Source organism: Undibacterium sp. Jales W-56 (assembly GCF_025548535.1).
Classification (GTDB): Bacteria; Pseudomonadota; Gammaproteobacteria; order Burkholderiales; family Burkholderiaceae_D; genus Undibacterium.
Genome location: NZ_JAJLQW010000001.1, coordinates 678570 through 695336, shown reverse-complemented (window position 1 = coordinate 695336; position 16767 = coordinate 678570). Strand labels below are relative to the sequence as shown.

General features: G+C 51.6%; 14 protein-coding genes. 4 read left to right on the top strand and 10 right to left on the bottom strand.

Annotation, left to right across the window (positions count from 1 at the left end; all coding sequences use genetic code 11):
• Position 1 precedes the first annotated feature (1 nt).
• The 5 genes from LPB67_RS03115 to LPB67_RS03095 form a co-directional block, all read right to left on the bottom strand.
• Positions 2-409, bottom strand: coding sequence for a DoxX family protein (locus LPB67_RS03115; RefSeq protein ID WP_262835601.1), 408 nt, complete (start codon positions 407-409; stop codon positions 2-4).
• A 59-nt stretch (positions 410-468) separates the two neighbouring features.
• Positions 469-2301 (bottom strand): amidohydrolase, encoded by a 1833-nt coding sequence (locus LPB67_RS03110; RefSeq protein ID WP_262835600.1) that lies wholly within the window; start codon positions 2299-2301, stop codon positions 469-471.
• A gap of 39 nt (positions 2302-2340) precedes the next feature.
• Positions 2341-2628: a XapX domain-containing protein gene (locus LPB67_RS03105; RefSeq protein ID WP_262835599.1), complete on the bottom strand. Its 288-nt coding sequence runs from the start codon at positions 2626-2628 to the stop codon at positions 2341-2343.
• Positions 2629-2636: 8 nt separating this feature from the next.
• The gene (locus LPB67_RS03100; RefSeq protein ID WP_262835598.1) at positions 2637-3293 is read right to left on the bottom strand and encodes a hydrolase; all 657 of its coding nucleotides are present in this window, start codon (positions 3291-3293) and stop codon (positions 2637-2639) included.
• A 186-nt stretch (positions 3294-3479) separates the two neighbouring features.
• The gene (locus LPB67_RS03095; RefSeq protein WP_262835597.1) at positions 3480-4667 is read right to left on the bottom strand and encodes an MFS transporter; all 1188 of its coding nucleotides are present in this window, start codon (positions 4665-4667) and stop codon (positions 3480-3482) included.
• A 111-nt stretch (positions 4668-4778) separates the two neighbouring features.
• Here LPB67_RS03095 and LPB67_RS03090 point away from each other — a divergent pair, with 111 nt between their 5' ends.
• Positions 4779-5693 (top strand): LysR family transcriptional regulator, encoded by a 915-nt coding sequence (locus LPB67_RS03090; RefSeq protein ID WP_262835596.1) that lies wholly within the window; start codon positions 4779-4781, stop codon positions 5691-5693.
• Positions 5694-5977: 284 nt separating this feature from the next.
• Here the strand turns inward: LPB67_RS03090 and LPB67_RS03085 are convergent, their stop codons facing one another.
• The 4 genes from LPB67_RS03085 to LPB67_RS03070 all read right to left on the bottom strand — a co-directional run bounded on the left by LPB67_RS03085 (position 5978) and on the right by LPB67_RS03070 (position 12658).
• On the bottom strand, positions 5978-6364 hold the full coding sequence (locus tag LPB67_RS03085) for an OsmC family protein (protein WP_262835595.1): 387 nt from the start codon (positions 6362-6364) through the stop codon (positions 5978-5980).
• A 240-nt stretch (positions 6365-6604) separates the two neighbouring features.
• Positions 6605-8062, bottom strand: coding sequence for an efflux transporter outer membrane subunit (locus LPB67_RS03080; RefSeq protein ID WP_262835594.1), 1458 nt, complete (start codon positions 8060-8062; stop codon positions 6605-6607).
• Between the two features lie 3 nt (positions 8063-8065).
• A complete protein-coding gene (locus LPB67_RS03075) occupies positions 8066-11221 on the bottom strand; it encodes an efflux RND transporter permease subunit (protein WP_262835593.1) in 3156 nt (1051 codons plus the stop codon).
• 69 nt (positions 11222-11290) lie between these two features.
• Entirely contained in the window at positions 11291-12658 is a 1368-nt protein-coding gene (locus LPB67_RS03070) for an efflux RND transporter periplasmic adaptor subunit (protein ID WP_262835592.1), read from the bottom strand.
• Between the two features lie 156 nt (positions 12659-12814).
• Here LPB67_RS03070 and LPB67_RS03065 point away from each other — a divergent pair, with 156 nt between their 5' ends.
• Complete coding sequence (locus LPB67_RS03065; protein ID WP_262835591.1) at positions 12815-13450, top strand: TetR family transcriptional regulator; 636 nt, start codon at positions 12815-12817, stop codon at positions 13448-13450.
• A gap of 30 nt (positions 13451-13480) precedes the next feature.
• Here the strand turns inward: LPB67_RS03065 and LPB67_RS03060 are convergent, their stop codons facing one another.
• A complete protein-coding gene (locus LPB67_RS03060) occupies positions 13481-14089 on the bottom strand; it encodes a trimeric intracellular cation channel family protein (protein ID WP_262836149.1) in 609 nt (202 codons plus the stop codon).
• Between the two features lie 216 nt (positions 14090-14305).
• On the opposite strand from LPB67_RS03060, the gene LPB67_RS03055 reads away from it, so the two are divergent.
• Positions 14306-14572 carry a type B 50S ribosomal protein L31 gene (locus LPB67_RS03055; protein ID WP_262835590.1) on the top strand — a complete coding sequence of 89 codons (267 nt, stop codon included), beginning with the start codon at positions 14306-14308 and terminating at the stop codon, positions 14570-14572.
• A 289-nt stretch (positions 14573-14861) separates the two neighbouring features.
• Positions 14862-16577 (top strand): ArnT family glycosyltransferase, encoded by a 1716-nt coding sequence (locus LPB67_RS03050; RefSeq protein ID WP_262835589.1) that lies wholly within the window; start codon positions 14862-14864, stop codon positions 16575-16577.
• Positions 16578-16767: the final 190 nt, after the last annotated feature.

The following is a 16767-nucleotide window of genomic DNA, read 5'->3' as shown; positions in this document are numbered from 1 at the left end:
ATCAATGTGAAATGAATGGATTTCTTACTGCAAATTTGCCCGGACCAGATAAAGCAATCGTAGCAAATGCAACTATCAATAACCAGCCAAATTGCCCTTGCTCGACGCTCCAGTCGGCATGGACTAGCAACATGGATACCAATAACAAAAATAAAAACGGCAAGCAAGCTAATCGAGTCCAAAGTCCCAGAATCACAAACAAGGGACACACGATCTCCGCGAACAAGGCGCATAACAAAGTCAGTGTTGCGCCAAGGTGCAAAGGATCATCGATATGTTGCAATTCCGCCTGCCAGTGCAGCAATTTAGGCAAGCCATGAACATACAAAACCAATATAGCGCCACTGATACGTAAAAAGAGCAAACCCAGATCAGGTGTTTGCAGAATTGTCGGCACTGTCAATTTCATCATGCGTTTTATGCGTATTCAATGAGGAATAAGATAGGAAATAAAAGTGCAGCGAACAATCAAAATGCAAAACAACTGCATCCCAGCGCACCCCAGAACCCACCGTGATCCGATATGGGCATAGAAGATCGCCGCGCAACATCATGCGCATGTCCATGTACGCCGCATGCACTGGCGCATTGGTGCGGCAAGGCAAACGCGCGGTAATGCCCGGACACTTGTTTAACGGGTGACCAGTCAGGCAGAACCGGAATCGCTGGCGGCGCATGTGAGGTAAACTCTGCGGCCGCATAGACAATCTGGCCACCAACCATCGTCAAGACCGACTCCAGGGATTTGATACTGTCTTCATCAATGCTGAAAAAATCAGCACTGAGCACAGCCAGATCGGCCAGCTGTCCGACAAAAATTCGCCCTTTTTTGCCTTGCTCGCTAGAGAACCAGGCGCTGCCGACGGTCCATAGTTCCAGCGCAGTCTCACGCGGCAGCACAGCGCTGTGATCATACAAACGCATCCCGCCCACGGTGCGCCCCGACACCAGCCAGTATAAGGCGGTCCATGGATTGTAACTTGCCACACGCGTCGCATCGGTGCCGCCGCCCACGGGAATGCCGGCCTCCAGCATGCGCGCAATTGGCGGTGTTTGTTTGGCAGCGTCCGATCCATAGCGATCGACAAAATACTCGCCCTGAAACGCCATCCGGTGCTGGATCGCGATGCCGCCGCCGAGTGCCCGAACGCGGTCGATATTGCGCAGGGAAATCGTCTCCGCATGATCAAACATCCAGTGCAAGCCATCAAAGGGAATGTCGCGATTTACCTTCTCAAATACATCCAGCATACGGCTGATCGACTCGTCATATGTCGCATGCAAACGGAAAGGCCAGCGTTGAAAAACCAGATGCCGGACCACGGCTTCCAGCTCGTCCTCCATCCCAGGTGCAAGATCAGGTCGTGGCTGTAAAAAATCTTCGAAGTCTGCCGCCGAGAAGACCAGCATTTCGCCCGCGCCGTTATGCCGGTAGAAGTCGTCACCCTGGCCCGGCGTGACCATCTCTGTCCATTTTTTAAAATCCTGCAACTCCTCGCCTTTTCTTTGTGTGAACAAATTATAGGCAATCCGTATCGTCAATTGTTTGTCACGCGCCAATTGATCAACCACCGCATAGTCATCAGGGAAATTTTGAAAACCGCCGCCAGCATCAATCGCACTAGTCACACCAAGCCGGTTTAATTCGCGCATAAACTGGCGCGTCGAATTGATTTGCAATTCGCGCGGCAGGGTCGGACCTTTGGCCAAGGTCGCATACAAAATCATTGCATTCGGTTTAGCAATCAGCAGACCGGTAGGATTGCCGGCAGCATCGCGCTGTATCTCACCACCGGGTGGATTGGGCGTGTCTTTGGTATAGCCTACCACGCGTAGCGCCGCTGCATTGAGCAGAGCCCTGTCATATAAATGCAGCACAAATACTGGCGTATCCGGCGCTGCTGCATTGATTTCCTCCAGCGTCGGCATGCGTCTTTCTGCGAACTGGAATTCAGTCCAGCCGCCAACCACACGTACCCATTGCGGATGCGGTGTGCGATCCGCCTGCTGCTTCAACATCCGCAATGCATCGGCTAATGAAGGCACGCCTTCCCAGCGTAATTCAAGATTGTAATTGAGACCGCCACGTATCAGGTGCAGGTGTGAATCATTCAGCCCAGGGATCACAGTCCTGCCTTGCAAATCAATGACCTGAGTCGCGCTGCCACGATAACGCATCACTTCATCAGCGTCACCCACGGCAACAAATTCCCCCCCTGCAATCGCCACGGCCTCTGCTTGCGGCTGGGCTTTATCGATCGTATGAAAACGGCCGTTCAATAAAATCAGATCAGCATCCATTGAGGTCTTCTCCTATCAACTCATCATCGCATGGCAAGACTAACTCAGTTTATCGCTTTTCCATTGCACTTGATCATCTGATGCAAGAGTCTCCGTCGCGGATGTCACACCGGTGATTTTGGGCAAACACTCCTGATGCAGCCAGGCCGCACTGATCGGCTCCTTATGCAGCAGCCGTTTGGCAAAAGGCACGACCTGCTCACCGACCAGCATCCCTAGCAAACCGAGTAAAGCAACAATCGGAGGTGCGGGCGACTTAACATTGAGCAAGGCATAAATAACCCCCACCAGGATACCCGTACTGACCGCGACGAGATAAATTTTCATGGCTGCACCTATCCAGTCACTTTCCGACTTTGCGGCATTTTATGAACCATGGTTTTAGCATATTCCACACCGACCGCATAAGCGCCGGAGTGCTCCTGCACAATATCAATCGTACCCTCATAGGTCTCTTTACGCGCCCAGTCTCTCTGCATTTCCAGCAAGAATTGTTGCCATGTCACAGGCACCGCACCTGCTTGTATCAGACGCTGCACAGAAAAATTATGTGCCGACACTGAAGTCCCGCCAGATGCATCTTCGACGAAATACACTTCATAGCCAGCCGCCATAGCTTCTAGCGCCGGAAAGTTCAGGCATACCTCGGTCCACAATGCAGCAATTACCAGTTTTTTACGGCCAATGCGTTTCACTTCGGCTTTCACATCCGCAGAGTCCCAGGTATTCATGCTGGTACGCTCATAGATTTTTTGATCTGGAAAAACATCCAATAATTCTGGCCAGATATAGCCAGAAAAACCTTCCGTCTCGACCGATGTCAGAATCGTCGGCACCTTGAATAATTTGGCGGCTTTCGCTAAACCGACGACATTATTCTTCAATAATTGACGATCAATATTCGATACGCCAAACGTCATTTGAGGCTGATGATCGATCAGAATCAGGGTGCAATTTTCCGGGGTAAGTAATTCATGCTTAGGATTTGACATTTCTGCTCCAAAATTGAAAGTTGATTGAGATCAAGAGGCGCGGATCAACGAATCCGTTCTCCGCATAACAATACCGGTGTGCCCTTGCAGTTTGCTGGCATCGAATAACGGCGTCTTGTCTGAACGTGCTTTTTTTGAAGATTTGTGCGGCAACATCCGTGCCTTGCAGGGCATGGAATATCGCAATCATTTTTTGCAAACAAAACAAACCAGCGCCAGCAACGGAAATGCGCCTCCAGCGACCGCGATCCACGGCCACCCACCGTTAGCATATACCAGACCAGCAATGCTAGAACCAATCGCACCACCGACAAAGATGCTGGTCATATAAATCGCATTCAGGCGACCTCGACTAGCCACATCCAGGGCATATATTTCGCGCTGCCCAAGCACCATATTCATCTGAACACAAAAATCTAGAAATATTCCTGTAGCGACCAGGCCTGGCACACCAATTGGCTGATGGACCAGATTGGGAAAAAAACTCAGCGTAGCAAAGCTCATCGCAAAAAAGCTGGCAATTCGGGTGTGCCCCGCATCGGCCAGGCGGCCGCTGATCGGTGCGGCCACTGCGCCAATTGCCCCGACTAAAGCGAATAAAGCGATTTGTGTTTGAGAGTAATGATAGTGGCGCGCCAACTCCAGCGGCACCGATGTCCAGAACAAACTAAATGAGGCAAACATCCCCGCCTGATATAAAGCCCGCTGACGCAATACTGGCATGGTATTGAACAAAGTAAGCAGCGAACGTAGCAGCCCGGCATACGTGGCTTTGTGGTCAGGCTGGCGTGTTGGGATGATCATCCAGAATAGCAGTGTCATTCCCGTCATCACCATTGCCGCCATCGCGAAAACGGCGCGCCATCCAAAGTGGTCCGCAATTAAACTAGACAGGGGTCTAGACAGCAAAATACCAAGCAATAGTCCGCCCATAATGCTGCCGACTGTACGTCCGCGCGTCGCTTCGGGAGCCAGATGCGCAGCAAGCGGAATCAAAATTTGGACAGATACTGAACTAAACCCAATGAATAAAGATACCGCTAAAAATACATTGACCTGATGCACCGTCGCCGCAGCGGTAAGACTACCGATAGATACGATAGCAGTAAACATCATCAGACGGCGACTCTCCACCAGATCAGTCAATGGCACCACGAAAAATAATCCCAATGCGTAACCGGTCTGGGTCAGCGAGACAATCAAACTGGCGACGGCTGACGACATGCCAATATCACTGGCAATCAATTCAATAATCGGTTGCGCATAATAAATGTTCGCCACAATGGCACCACAGCAAAAAGCAAAAAATATCACCATGCCACGCGAGAGGCCTGAGACAGATGCAGAGGCAAGCGCCTGTACTTGAGTCGTCATAGAAACACCTTTATTGAGTAAATTTTGACATTTCCATCATAACTATTGCAAAATAATCCGAGAATAGATTAAATTTGCAATTCAGCTTTGCAATCAACGCAAAGGTAAATAATGGACAAATTACATGCAATCCGGGCCTTTATCGAAGTGGCGAGTGCAGGCGGCTTCTCTAAAGCAGCACGCAACATGGGTCTGGCGACCTCCTCACTGACACGCCTGCTCGACGCACTGGAAGAGTCGCTGTGCACGGCACTCTTAACGAGAACGACACGCCAGGTCACACTGACTGATGCAGGAACTACCTACCTCGAACAAGTGAGCAAGATTCTTGCGGATTTAACGCAGGCTGACGAGAGTGTCGCGGATAATCGGAGTGAACCTATCGGCAACTTAAGAGTTTCTGTTCCCGTGACGTTTGGGCGATTACGCTTATCACCGTTCTTCGCGAATTTTTTACAAGCCTATCCGCGCATTACTCTTGATATTGTAGTGTCCGACGCCTATTGCGATCTCGCCAAAGATCATATTGACGTCGCCATACGGATAGGAGCGCCTGAGAATGATCCCAATCTTATTGTCAGACGATTTGCCATTAACCAGCGATTTGTCGTCGCCAGCAAAGACTACCTTAACCATATCGGTACACCAACTCATCCCCACGATTTAACATCGCACGAATGTGTCCGCTTCAATTACGGAAGCGGCAGGCAGTATTGGAATTTCCAAAAAAAGACCCGCAAAGTACAGGTAGAAATCAAAGGGCGCCTGCTCGCGAACAGCCTAGACACCTTGCACGAGGCAACCCGAAAAGGTGCCGGTGTCGCATTACTGCCTGAGTGGCTGGTATCAGATGAGATCAGCGCAGGGACAATCATCCGCTTATTTGAAGACTGGAAAATTTCTCCGCAAGCTGAAGAAGCCTATGTGTATGCGGCCTATCTGCAGAATCGTCGCTTCTCTCGAAAGACAAGTGTATTCATCGAACAAATTGAACATTATCTCAAAGAGAACGTCCGCAATGCCTGAACTTCCAATTCAGTAAAATCTGGAGTGAAATAAAATCTTATTCTTGAACAATATGAACGCTCGATCTTTTCCAACTTGCAGCAATACGTTCAGCAATTTCTATTCATTTGTCCACTGCTCATGATAGAGCAACAATTATCCAATCAGCAGCCAAGAGAGGAAACGAATCGTCACGTCCGTGTTTAGTGTACTCAAGCTTGAGCGAAATTGATCGGATAAGTTGGCCGTTACGCTCTTCATATTTCAACGGGTCTTAATTAACAATATATGGACATTTGGCGAACTTACTGGAGTTGTGTCTGGATTGCCGTGCCTTGCCGGATGGTTTTGGTGACTGGGGTTTTTTCGCAGATTTCGGCTAAACGACTGCGCTGCTCTGCTGACAGGTTTTGCCCAAAAGCGATGCTGCGTTCTATGGTTTCTACACCGTTGTCGTCACGGGAAAATCGGGCATCGACTTTGATGCTGCCGAGTTCCCAGCCCTTTTTGTCCGCGTACATGCGCAGCGTCAGCGAAGTGCAGGAAGCCAGTGCCGCCAGCAGCAATTCATAGGGTGCGGGGCCGGTATCTTGGCCGCCGTTATTTTTCGGTTCGTCGGATGTCAGGTGGTGTGTACGGGCACGTATCTCTTGTGCGTAACCGGAGATGTTGTGCAGGTGGACGCTTGCCATGTATTCTTCCCCATTCAGTTGATGTGTGTTTAGTCTGGTGCAGGTCGATGGTGGATTGTAGAAAGATTCGCTTACGCTCACAAGATTACTCATCTGCATCCACGGGATTTTGTTCTATCGTTAGCTGGTCATGTCCCAGCGGGAATGATCGCCGCCATTCAACATGCACGGCGCAAAAAAGAGGAGCGAAGCTGTCATGCAGATTCGCTCCTCATCTTTGTTCCTATTTTTTAAAACCACTTACTTTGCCGCGAGACTCTGCGGTTTAGCCCAGCCGCCGCCAACGGCTTTATAGATGCCGACCACAGCAGCCAGATGCGCACGCTGGGTGTCGATCAGACTAGATTCCGCCTGCAACAAATCACGTTGCGCGCTCAGCACTTCCAGATAGCCGCTATAGCCGTTCTTGTAGCGCAATTCGGCCAAACGCAATGAGTCTTTCAAGGCGATGACGCGGCGGTTGCCTGCGGCGTACACTTGCTCATTGGTGCTGGTGTTGATCAGTGCATCATGCACATCGCGGAACGCCCCTTGCACGCTTTGCACATATTGCGCCAGTGCCTGACTCTTGCGCGCTTCGGCACCGGACACAACCGCACCGATAGCACCCGCGCGGAATATGGGTTGCGCTAAATTGGCGCCGAGATTCCATAGCAAGGATGCCGGGTTAAACAAGTCCTGAAATACTTTGGATTCGTAACCATAACCCGTGGTCAGTTTCAGGCTCGGAAAATACTGCGCCTTGGCTTGACCGACATCGGTATTGGCCGCGACCAGACCCTGCTCGGCAGCGATGATGTCTGGTCGGCGATTCAGCAAATCGGAGGGCAGATCGGCAGGCACACTGAGTTGCCGGTAGATGCCGTCAATGCTGTTGCCGCGCGCGATATCCGGGTTGGCAATCGCCGCTGGCGAGCGACCGAGCAATACGGCAATCGCCGATTCGGTATTGGCCAACGCTTGTTTCGCTTGCGCCAGGGTGATCTCGGTGGCGGCAGCTTCTGCTTCTGCCTGATGCAAATCCAGCTCGCCGATCGAGCCGGCAGAAAAACGTTTTTGTTGCAAACGCAGATTTTCCTGGCGGGTTTTTAAAGCAGAATCCGCCAGTGCGACCTGGGCATCATAGGCACGCAAAGCGAAATAGTTTTGCGCGACATTCGAATACAAGGTGCTGATCACAATGCCGCGATTGGCTTCTTGCGCCAGCAATCTGGCACGCGCAGCCTCATCGGCACGACTCAGCTTGCCCCAGAAATCGAGTTCATACGAAGCACTTAAAGTCGCCTGAAAATCTTTGCCGATCAATGGCGAACCGGCCGGCACTTTGCCTGAATTCTGGCTAGTGCGCGATTTGGTGCCGACCAGGTTGGCATCGACAGCCGGATAGCGATTGGAGTTCGCTGCCGTTGCGGTCGCACGGGCTTCTTCAACTCGCCCTGCCGCCAATACCAGATCCTGATTATGCGCAGCGGCCTCATCCAATAAACTGTTCAGCACAGGATCCTGGAAAGATTTCCACCACGACAGCCATTCGACTGTCGCTGCGGATTTGGAGGCATTCGCCGCGGTATTCAGCGTGGCTGGCATATCGAATGCAGGTCGCTGATAATCCGGCCCGACCGCGCCGCAACCGGCCAGCAGCAAGCCGGCAGCGATCGCGGTGAATGCCAGTTTAGAGGTGGATTTATAGGTAGTCATCATTTATTCCTTCACTTCTGCAACTGGCGCATTGTGGAAAATATGCACAGGATGTTCGAAGTCTGCTTCGGTCGTTTTAAACCGCTTATCGTTAATCAGCTTAAAAAACAGCGGCACAAAGAAGATCGCCAGGAAAGTCGCTGCCAGCATGCCGCCCAGCACACCGGTACCGAGGGACATCCGTGCCGCAGCACCGGCCCCGTGCGAGAAAGCGAGTGGCATTACGCCCAGGATGAATGCCAGTGAAGTCATCAGAATCGGACGGAAACGCAAACGCGCGGCCTCCAATGCTGCCGCCACCGGCGCATAGCCTTCATGCACTTTCATCACTGCGAACTCCACAATCAGGATCGCATTCTTCGCCGACAATCCAAGCAAGGTCACCAGGCCGATCTGGAAGTACACGTCATTGTTGAAGTGACGCAGATAGACTGCCAGCAAGGCGCCGAAGATACCGAAAGGCATGGCCAGCAAAACCGAGAATGGCAGAGACCATTTTTCATATTGCGCAGCCAGGATCAGGAAAATCATCAGCACGCCTGCACCTAATGCCAGGCCAGCCGCGTTGCTACTGCGTTTTTCCTGGAATGAAGCACCACCCCAGTCATAACCCGTATCAGTCGGCAAGACATTTTTCGCGGCGCGTTCCATTGCGGCAATCGCCTGACCCGAGCTGTATCCCGGTTTCGCATCACCCAGCAATTTAATCGATGGCAAAGCATTAAAACGCTGCACGGAATCGGGGCCCGTAATGAAACGTATGGTGGTGAATGCACGCACCGGCACCATCACACCACTGGAGGAGCGGACATACATGCCGCCGATATCATCTGGCTTGGCGCGGAACTGCCCTTCTGCCTGCAATTGCACGGTGTAGATACGCCCATTTTTATTAAAGTCATTGACGTAATAGCTACCCATGGTCGCCGCCAGCGTATTGTAGATATCCGATAAGGCCACGCCCATAGAACGCGCTTTTTCATTGTCGACATCCACATACAATTGCGGTGAATTGGCTTGCCACAAGGTTTTTACGCCGGCCAGTTCAGGCTGTTTGTTGGCCTCCGCAATCAAGGCTGGCAGCAATTCTGCCAGGCGTTTGACGCCACCCTCACCTTTGTTTTGCAGATAAAACTCAAAGCCGCCGGTTTGCCCCAGGCCTTGAATCGCAGGTGGACTGAAGAACAGAGGTAAACCTTCTTTGATGTGGCCGGTTTTCATATACGCTTCACCCACCATTTGCTGTGCCGACTGATTGCGTTTTTCCCACGGCCTCAACGGAAAGAACATGGTCGCAGCAGACGACTTCAAGCCGCCGCCGCCAAGGAAATCAAGGCCGACCAGTGCAAAGGTGGTATCGATATTCTTGTTGGTTTTCATGGCGCTTTCCACTTGCCTGACCATCGCATCGGTACGATCCAGCGAAGAGCCTTCTGGCATGATGGCAGCGCCAAGGAAGTAGCCTTGATCTTCATCCGGCACCAAGCCGCCCGGCACTGTTTTCCACAGCAAACCAGTGACTACGACCATGCCGCCAAACAGCAGCACACCGAGTACAGCACGCTTCATGAAGAAGCTCACGCCATTGGTATAGCGTTTGGTCAAGCGCAGGAATGCCGCGTTGAACCACAAGAAGAATGGATGGTGATTTTCTGCCCCCGGTTTCAACAGGATGGCGCACAGTGCAGGCGTCAAAGTCAGAGCAACGATGCCGGATAAGACCACGGCAATAGAAATCGTGACCGAAAATTGACGATACAGTTCGCCAGCCAAACCGCCCAGGAAAGCAATTGGACCGAAAGCGGCGACCAGCACCATAACGATCGCAATCACCGGGCCAGTCACTTCATGCATCGCTTCAACCGCTGCATCTTTCGGCGTCATGCCTTCTTCATTAATCAGGCGCTCCACATTTTCCAGTACCACGATCGCATCATCGACTACGATACCGATTGCCAGCACCATGCCGAACAAGGTTAATGTGTTGATGCTATAGCCGAGCAAATGCAAGCCTGCCATGGTGCCGATCAGCGACACCGGAACAGCCAGTGTCGGAATGATGGTCGCACGCCAGCTTTGCAAGAACAGATAGACCACGATAAAGACCAGCACCATTGCCTCACCCAGCGTCTTTAGCACTTCGGCAATCGATTCCGTTACAAACGGCGTCGTGTCATACGGTGTGGTGTACTCCATGCCTTCTGGAAATTTTGCTTTCAGTTCCTGCAAGGTTGCTTCGACTGCTTTACGCGTATCCAGCGCATTGGCGCCGGTTTGCAAGAACACACCGATATTCGCGGATGGATGGCCATTGACCCGACCATACAGGTTGTAATCCTTGGAGCCCAGCTCTACTCTTGCCACGTCCTTGATGCGTACAGTCGCACCGCTCTTATCGGTCTTGACAATGATATTGGCAAACTCGGACGGCTCCAGCAATCGCCCTTTGGCGGTGACGGTCATCGTCAGTTCTTCGGTGTTATTCGGCGGCGCACCTACCTTGCCCGCAGCGTATTGGGCATTTTGCTCGGTAATCGCATTCGAAATATCGGCCACGGTAATGCCCAGTTGCGCCATACGATCGGGGCGCATCCAGATCCGCATCGCATAATCCTTGGCACCGAAAATCTGCACATTGGTGGTGCCAGGTACGCGCTTGATTGCATCCAATACGTTTTGCGTCGCATAGTTGGACAAATACAAAGCGTCGTAACGATTATCCGGAGAATACAAGGCCGCCACCACCAGGAAATTGGCCGAGCTCTTGGAGACCGTCACGCCCTGGCGGCGCACTTCTTGCGGCAATTTGGCATCGGCCTGACGCACCCGGTTGTTGACGTTCACCGCCGCAATATCGAGATTGGTGCCGACTTCAAAAGTCACATTGATCGATACCCGGCCGTCCGCAGATGAGGTCGAATCCATGTACAACATGTGTTCGACGCCATTGATCTGCTCTTCAATCGGTGCCGCTACTGTGCGCTCGACGACCTCGGCAGAAGCGCCCGGATACACCGCGGTGACATTGACTACCGGCGGAGAGATCTCCGGGTAGCGCGAAATTGGCAAGATCCGCAATGCGGCCAAGCCAGCCAGTACGATAATCAGCGACAGCACTGTCGCGAAAATCGGCCGGTTAATAAAAAATTTTGAAAACATGAATAGTCCTTGTGCCTCGTATTGCGTATTGTCAGGAGCTTCGTTGGGAGCTTAAGTAGCTTATTGGGCTTACTTACTCGCGGCAGGAGCGGCTTTGGCGCTGGCAGATTCAGCGGCTGGCTTGGCACCTGCAGACGCTGGCGGCAGCGCTGGTGCCGGCGTGACGGCAGCTTGCGCCGTCAACGCGACCGGTGTCACTGTCATGCCGGGATCATGCGCCTTGATGAAACCGTCGACCAGCACGCGGTCACCTGCCTGCAAGCCTTTGGTGACGATCCATTCGCCATTGCTCCAGCCGTCCAATTCAACCGGACGCGGTGCCAGTTTGTTATCCGGCGATACGGTGAAGACGATTTTGCCCATAGGACTATCGATCACCGCACGTTGTGGAATGGCGAGCGCCGCACTACGGGTCGCACCGTTCAGGATCACACGCACGAATTGGCCGGGACGCAAGTTGCCTTCAGGATTAGGAATCTGCGCGCGTGCATCAAAACCGCCATTGGCAGGATTCACCTTTTCGCTGGCGAAATTCATCTTGCCAGTGGTCGGATAAATGCTGCCGTCAGCCAGTTTCAACTTGATATCAAATGCCAGGCTACCGTTCGTCGCGCGCTTGCCCGGCAAGGCAATCTTGCCGCTTGTGACATCTTTGCTGAGCTTCAGATAATCGGCTTCGGTGACGCTGAAATTCACATAGATAGGATCGGTCTGCACTATCGTGGTCAGCAAACTATCGCTTGGCGTAACCAGGCTGCCGTTCGACTTATTCGCGATACCGGTGACACCGCCGATGGGTGCAACAACCTTGGTGTAGCCCAGATTCAATTTGGCTTCATTGACTTGCGCACGCGATTGCTTGTAGGTCGCCTCGGCTGTTTCCAGATTCGATTTCGCATCGTCGAATTCTTTTTGGCTGATCGCTTTTTCAGCCGCCAGCGGTGTTAGCCGAGCGAATTCACGCCTGGCCTGATTCAGCTTCGCCTCAGTCACGCCAGCGGCAGCTTCTGCCGAGGCTAACTGGGTCTGATAAGTGCCCGGATCGATCTGGAACAAGACAGAGCCGGCCTTCACACGAGAACCTTCTTCGTACACGCGCTTTTCCAGAATACCGGAAATTCTGGCGCGTACTTCGGTCTCGCGGGAGCCGGCGGTCTGGCCAACGTATTCAAAATCCATGGCCAGATTTCTTGGCTGGACCGTGACAACATTGACTTCTGGCGGCGGCATCCCGCCATGCGCTGCCGCATTGGCATCCTGCTTGCCGCAAGCAGATAGAGTCAGCAAAGGCAGGCTCAATGAGGCAATGAGCCAGAGACGGATGGAAGAATGAGAGACTGGATTGGCTGACATATGAGCGAATGATTCGAATGATTCAACAGAGATGGGGAACATTTTTTGGATCGCTTTAGAGAGGTCGGAATTAGGTGGGCTCATGAAATTTTCTCTTTCGATGGGGGTGCGATGTGCTATTATATACATTCACGAATGTTTGTAAATATGCAGAACAAAAAATATTATTGACCTCACAAGATAACAAAAAATACAAGGACAGGTGCAAGACATCTGCATCTGAGTAGCAGGAGAACGATTATGGCCAGAAAAACCAAAGAAGAAGCACAGGAAACCTATAGCGCGCTGCTCGACGCGGCTGAAAAAGTATTCGCCGAAAAAGGCGTGACCAGTACAACGCTTAATGATGTTGCCAATGCAGCGGGCATGACGCGCGGCGCTATTTACTGGCACTTTAAGGACAAAAGCGCCCTGTTTCAAGCCATGTGCGACCGCGCCTTCCTGCCAATGGAAGCGCTGCTCAATGAAATTGTCGCCACGCCAAGCAAAGATCCAATGGCAAGCATCAAGCAGCTATATTTACATTTTCTGAGGCAAGTCACCGGCGACGAACGGCAGCGCAAAGTCTTCGACATTATTTTTCACCGTTGCGAAAAAAACAGCGACCTGCTTTTTTTCGATGCCGAAGACGAAAAACGCATCGAATGCCTTCAAAAAGTCCAGGCTATCGTCATACAAGCTGTTGAACAGGGCAGCCTGCCTGCCAATACCGATACCTGGATCGTTATGCAAGCCATTCATGCCTACGCAATGGGTATCGTCCATGAATGGCTGGAAGATACATCAGCGTATTGCCTGATCCAGCATTCGGAAGCGATGATAGACATGTTCATGGCAGGATTGGCGGCCCGCCCTCCGCTGAAAACAATTGACTAGATACCTTCCCGACATTGCGTCAGAGCCTCTTCATCCTGGCAGTTTCCAGTCAAAACGAACTGCCAGCAATCGCATTGCCGAGGTCAGCACAATCCCTGAAAACACCGCAACACTCTCGGACATACCCAGCAAATTCAGGATCAGATAAGCCCAGCAACCTGCGAACGCACAGGTCGCATATAGCTGTCCGCGCCGGAATACCATGGGGATTTCATTGCAAATCATATCGCGCAGGACCCCGCCAAAGATGCCGGTGATGACACCCATCATGACGCAGACGAAAATCGGCATCTGCGCCTCTTGCGCCAGAGATGCCCCGACCACGCTGAACAAGCCCAGGCCAAGCGCATCGGCATACAGGATCATTTTTTCGGTGACCACGTGACGTAAATGCCTGAGGAATGGCGTAGCAATCAGCGCCATCACAAAGATCATCAAAGGATATTCCTGATGCTCAACCCAAAACAAAGGCCGTCTGTCCAGCAACAGATCGCGTAAGGTTCCGCCCCCGAATGCAGTGATGAAAGCCACGGTAAACACACCGACCACATCCATTTTCTTGCGCCGCGCTTCAATAAAGCCCGAACTGGCAAAAGCGATAATCCCAGCCACCTCGACTGCGTGAATCAGCGTGCTCATGCCTATATGTATTGATGCTGCCACCGTATCTCCTATCGTTCCCAGATTGCTGCAACTCGCACAGAATAGCGCAAACCCATGATTTTATTGTATAATCGCGGGCTGGCAATTCTGCCAAGAGTATATTTTTAAATCAGGCAAGTGATCGGCAATCGGGTCAAGAAGCAAGGCGACCGACGAAGTGGTGATTGGCTACCAAAACTTTTTGAGGCAAGCATGAAAGACGGCATCCACCCAAATTATCGTGAAGTTCTGTTCCACGATGTGTCCAATGATTTCAAATTCGTGACACGTTCTACTATCCAGACACGTGACAAAATGGAATTCGAAGGCAAAGAATACCCACTGGTAAAGATTGAGGTTTCTGCAGAATCCCATCCTTTCTACACTGGTAAACACAAAATTGTTGATACCGCTGGCCGCGTTGATAAATTCCGTAAAAAATTCGGCACTGTTGGTTCCAAAACTTCTGTTGCAAACTAAGATCGCTTTTAAAGTTTGCAAAGAATGTGTTGAACAAAAAAGGCAGCTTGAGCTGCCTTTTTTTATAAATGATCCGTCAAAGATTCATTTAACCTGATCTGCTAAAAAGATACAGAGTTTTACAGCAAGCTAAATTTGCAACAATCTACCGGCGTCAGCCAAGAATAGTATGAATGATTCATCCGGCACTGCACTACAATCTGGACTGCAATTCGCTTGACATCATTAAGATCGACTGCGATCTATTAAACCCTATTGTTTTTCGTCATAGCTCATTTTATAGAGACATATGAAGCCTGTACGCCTTCCTGCTGCCGCCACCATCGCCCTGCCACGCTGGGGCATCTTAGCGCTATGTCTGCTGTATATCCTGCCTGGCCTGATAGGTCGCGATCCATGGAAGGGCGACGACGCCGCCAGTTTTGGCATCATGTGGACGATGGCGCATGGCGGCCTGAACGATTGGCTATGGCCGCATATCGTCGGCCTGCCCATGCCGGAAGAAGGTCCGCTGGCATTCTGGCTGGGAGCAATTTGCATTAAATTATTTGGCTGGTTATTGGGCGACGCAATGGCGGCGCGGGTCGCCACCGGCATGTTCTTTATGCTGGGATCGGTGTCGGTCTGGTACACCACATATTTGCTCGGCCGCCGTACTGAGGCGCAACCGTTGAAGCTGGCATTTGGCGGGCAACCCGATGCCAAAGATTTTGGCCGTACCCTGGCAGATGGCGCTTTATTGATCTATCTCGGCTGCCTGGGCCTGTTAGTGCGCAGCCATGAAACCAGTGCCGAAGCCTTGCAGATTTCTCTCATCGCGTACGCCTTATACGGCTGCGCCAGATTACTCGACAGCAGCAACAAAACCAGCGCACTGAAGCTGGGACTAACCCTGGGCTTGCTGGTTCTGACACGCGGCTGGGTGTTGCCGGCCGCATTGAGTTTGTGCTTAATTGCATTGTGCTTTTATCGTCAGCAAATTCAATATCAATTGCTGCTCAAGCTGACATTCCCAGTTGCGCTGATTGTCGCAGGATCGTGGCTGCTCGCTATCGCCATGGTCAATCCCTTTGACAGCTCACCTTATCCTGCCTGGATGCTGTGGAACTCGCGCCAGATCGATTGGCCATCGGTATCGAGCATCACTTACTTCCTGAAATACGGCATCTGGTTCGCCTGGCCTGCATGGCCATTCGCGGCATGGGCAATTTATGCCTGGCGCAAGCAAGAAAAGGCCTTGCATATTTCTTTGCCCGTGACGTTCTTAGGCTGCTTTATCCTGCTGGCGCTGCTCAATCCGTTTTCAGAAGAAGGCATCCTGCTGCCGATCTTGCCGCCGCTCGCGATTCTGGCCGCCTTTGGCTTACCCACCATGAAGCGCAGCGCAATTAATGCCGTCGACTGGTTCGCCGTCATGGTGTTGACGGGCATTGCGGCTTTATTCTGGCTGTATTGGATTGCCCTGCAAACTGGCTGGCCAGCCAGTGCAGCAAAGGCCATGACACGCTGGGCACCGGGTTATGAAGCAAGCTTTAATCTCTTCACGTTCCTGATCGCCTTGATTGCGACTATCGCCTGGTTTGCCCTGGTGTATTGGCGCATTTCTCGTCAGCCATCGGTGCTTTGGCGCGCGGTGGTCTTGTCTAGCGGCGGCGTCATTCTATGCTGGTTGCTGCTGCTGACTTTGGCATTACCAATGATCAATCATCGCATCAGCTACGCCAAGCTGACCGAAGCATTGCAAGCAAAAATACCGCAGACGTATCAATGCATCGACAGTAATATCGGCCCTTCGCAGCGCGCCTCCTTTGCCTATTTCGGTCACCTGCATTTTGCCGGCTTTAATGAGCGCTCATGCGATGTGCTGCTTCTGCAATCGAGCCAAAGATTGCATCAAACCAGCGAAGTCGATACCAATACCTATCCAGGTAAATGGGAGCGGGTATGGGATGGCCATCGCGCTGCAGATAAAGATGAACTTTTTACTTTATATTTAAAAAAATAATCCTCAGCAAGGCAGTATTTTGAAGTCCATACTTAGGAATGGAAGTTCTCGCAGAAGATCTTGAGACAGAATTGCAATGCATCTCGCTTTAAAATATGAGCTGCGATTTATATCAGAAATGATGCCACGCTATCGTCTCAATTACGTAGTCAATTCAAAATCAATAGACTCACCACGAAACTGCAATACC

Excerpts from the sequence above, each read along its gene's own strand:
- LPB67_RS03115 (WP_262835601.1), bottom strand. The coding sequence starts at position 409 with ATGAAATTGACAGTGCCGACAATTCTGCAAACACCTGATCTGGGTTTG.
- LPB67_RS03110 (WP_262835600.1), bottom strand. The coding sequence starts at position 2,301 with ATGGATGCTGATCTGATTTTATTGAACGGCCGTTTTCATACGATCGAT.
- LPB67_RS03105 (WP_262835599.1), bottom strand. The coding sequence starts at position 2,628 with ATGAAAATTTATCTCGTCGCGGTCAGTACGGGTATCCTGGTGGGGGTT.
- LPB67_RS03100 (WP_262835598.1), bottom strand. The coding sequence starts at position 3,293 with ATGTCAAATCCTAAGCATGAATTACTTACCCCGGAAAATTGCACCCTG.
- LPB67_RS03095 (WP_262835597.1), bottom strand. The coding sequence starts at position 4,667 with ATGACGACTCAAGTACAGGCGCTTGCCTCTGCATCTGTCTCAGGCCTC.
- LPB67_RS03090 (WP_262835596.1), top strand. The coding sequence starts at position 4,779 with ATGGACAAATTACATGCAATCCGGGCCTTTATCGAAGTGGCGAGTGCA.
- LPB67_RS03085 (WP_262835595.1), bottom strand. The coding sequence starts at position 6,364 with ATGGCAAGCGTCCACCTGCACAACATCTCCGGTTACGCACAAGAGATA.
- LPB67_RS03080 (WP_262835594.1), bottom strand. The coding sequence starts at position 8,062 with ATGACTACCTATAAATCCACCTCTAAACTGGCATTCACCGCGATCGCT.
- LPB67_RS03075 (WP_262835593.1), bottom strand. The coding sequence starts at position 11,221 with ATGTTTTCAAAATTTTTTATTAACCGGCCGATTTTCGCGACAGTGCTG.
- LPB67_RS03070 (WP_262835592.1), bottom strand. The coding sequence starts at position 12,658 with ATGAGCCCACCTAATTCCGACCTCTCTAAAGCGATCCAAAAAATGTTC.
- LPB67_RS03065 (WP_262835591.1), top strand. The coding sequence starts at position 12,815 with ATGGCCAGAAAAACCAAAGAAGAAGCACAGGAAACCTATAGCGCGCTG.
- LPB67_RS03060 (WP_262836149.1), bottom strand. The coding sequence starts at position 14,089 with ATGAGCACGCTGATTCACGCAGTCGAGGTGGCTGGGATTATCGCTTTT.
- LPB67_RS03055 (WP_262835590.1), top strand. The coding sequence starts at position 14,306 with ATGAAAGACGGCATCCACCCAAATTATCGTGAAGTTCTGTTCCACGAT.
- LPB67_RS03050 (WP_262835589.1), top strand. The coding sequence starts at position 14,862 with ATGAAGCCTGTACGCCTTCCTGCTGCCGCCACCATCGCCCTGCCACGC.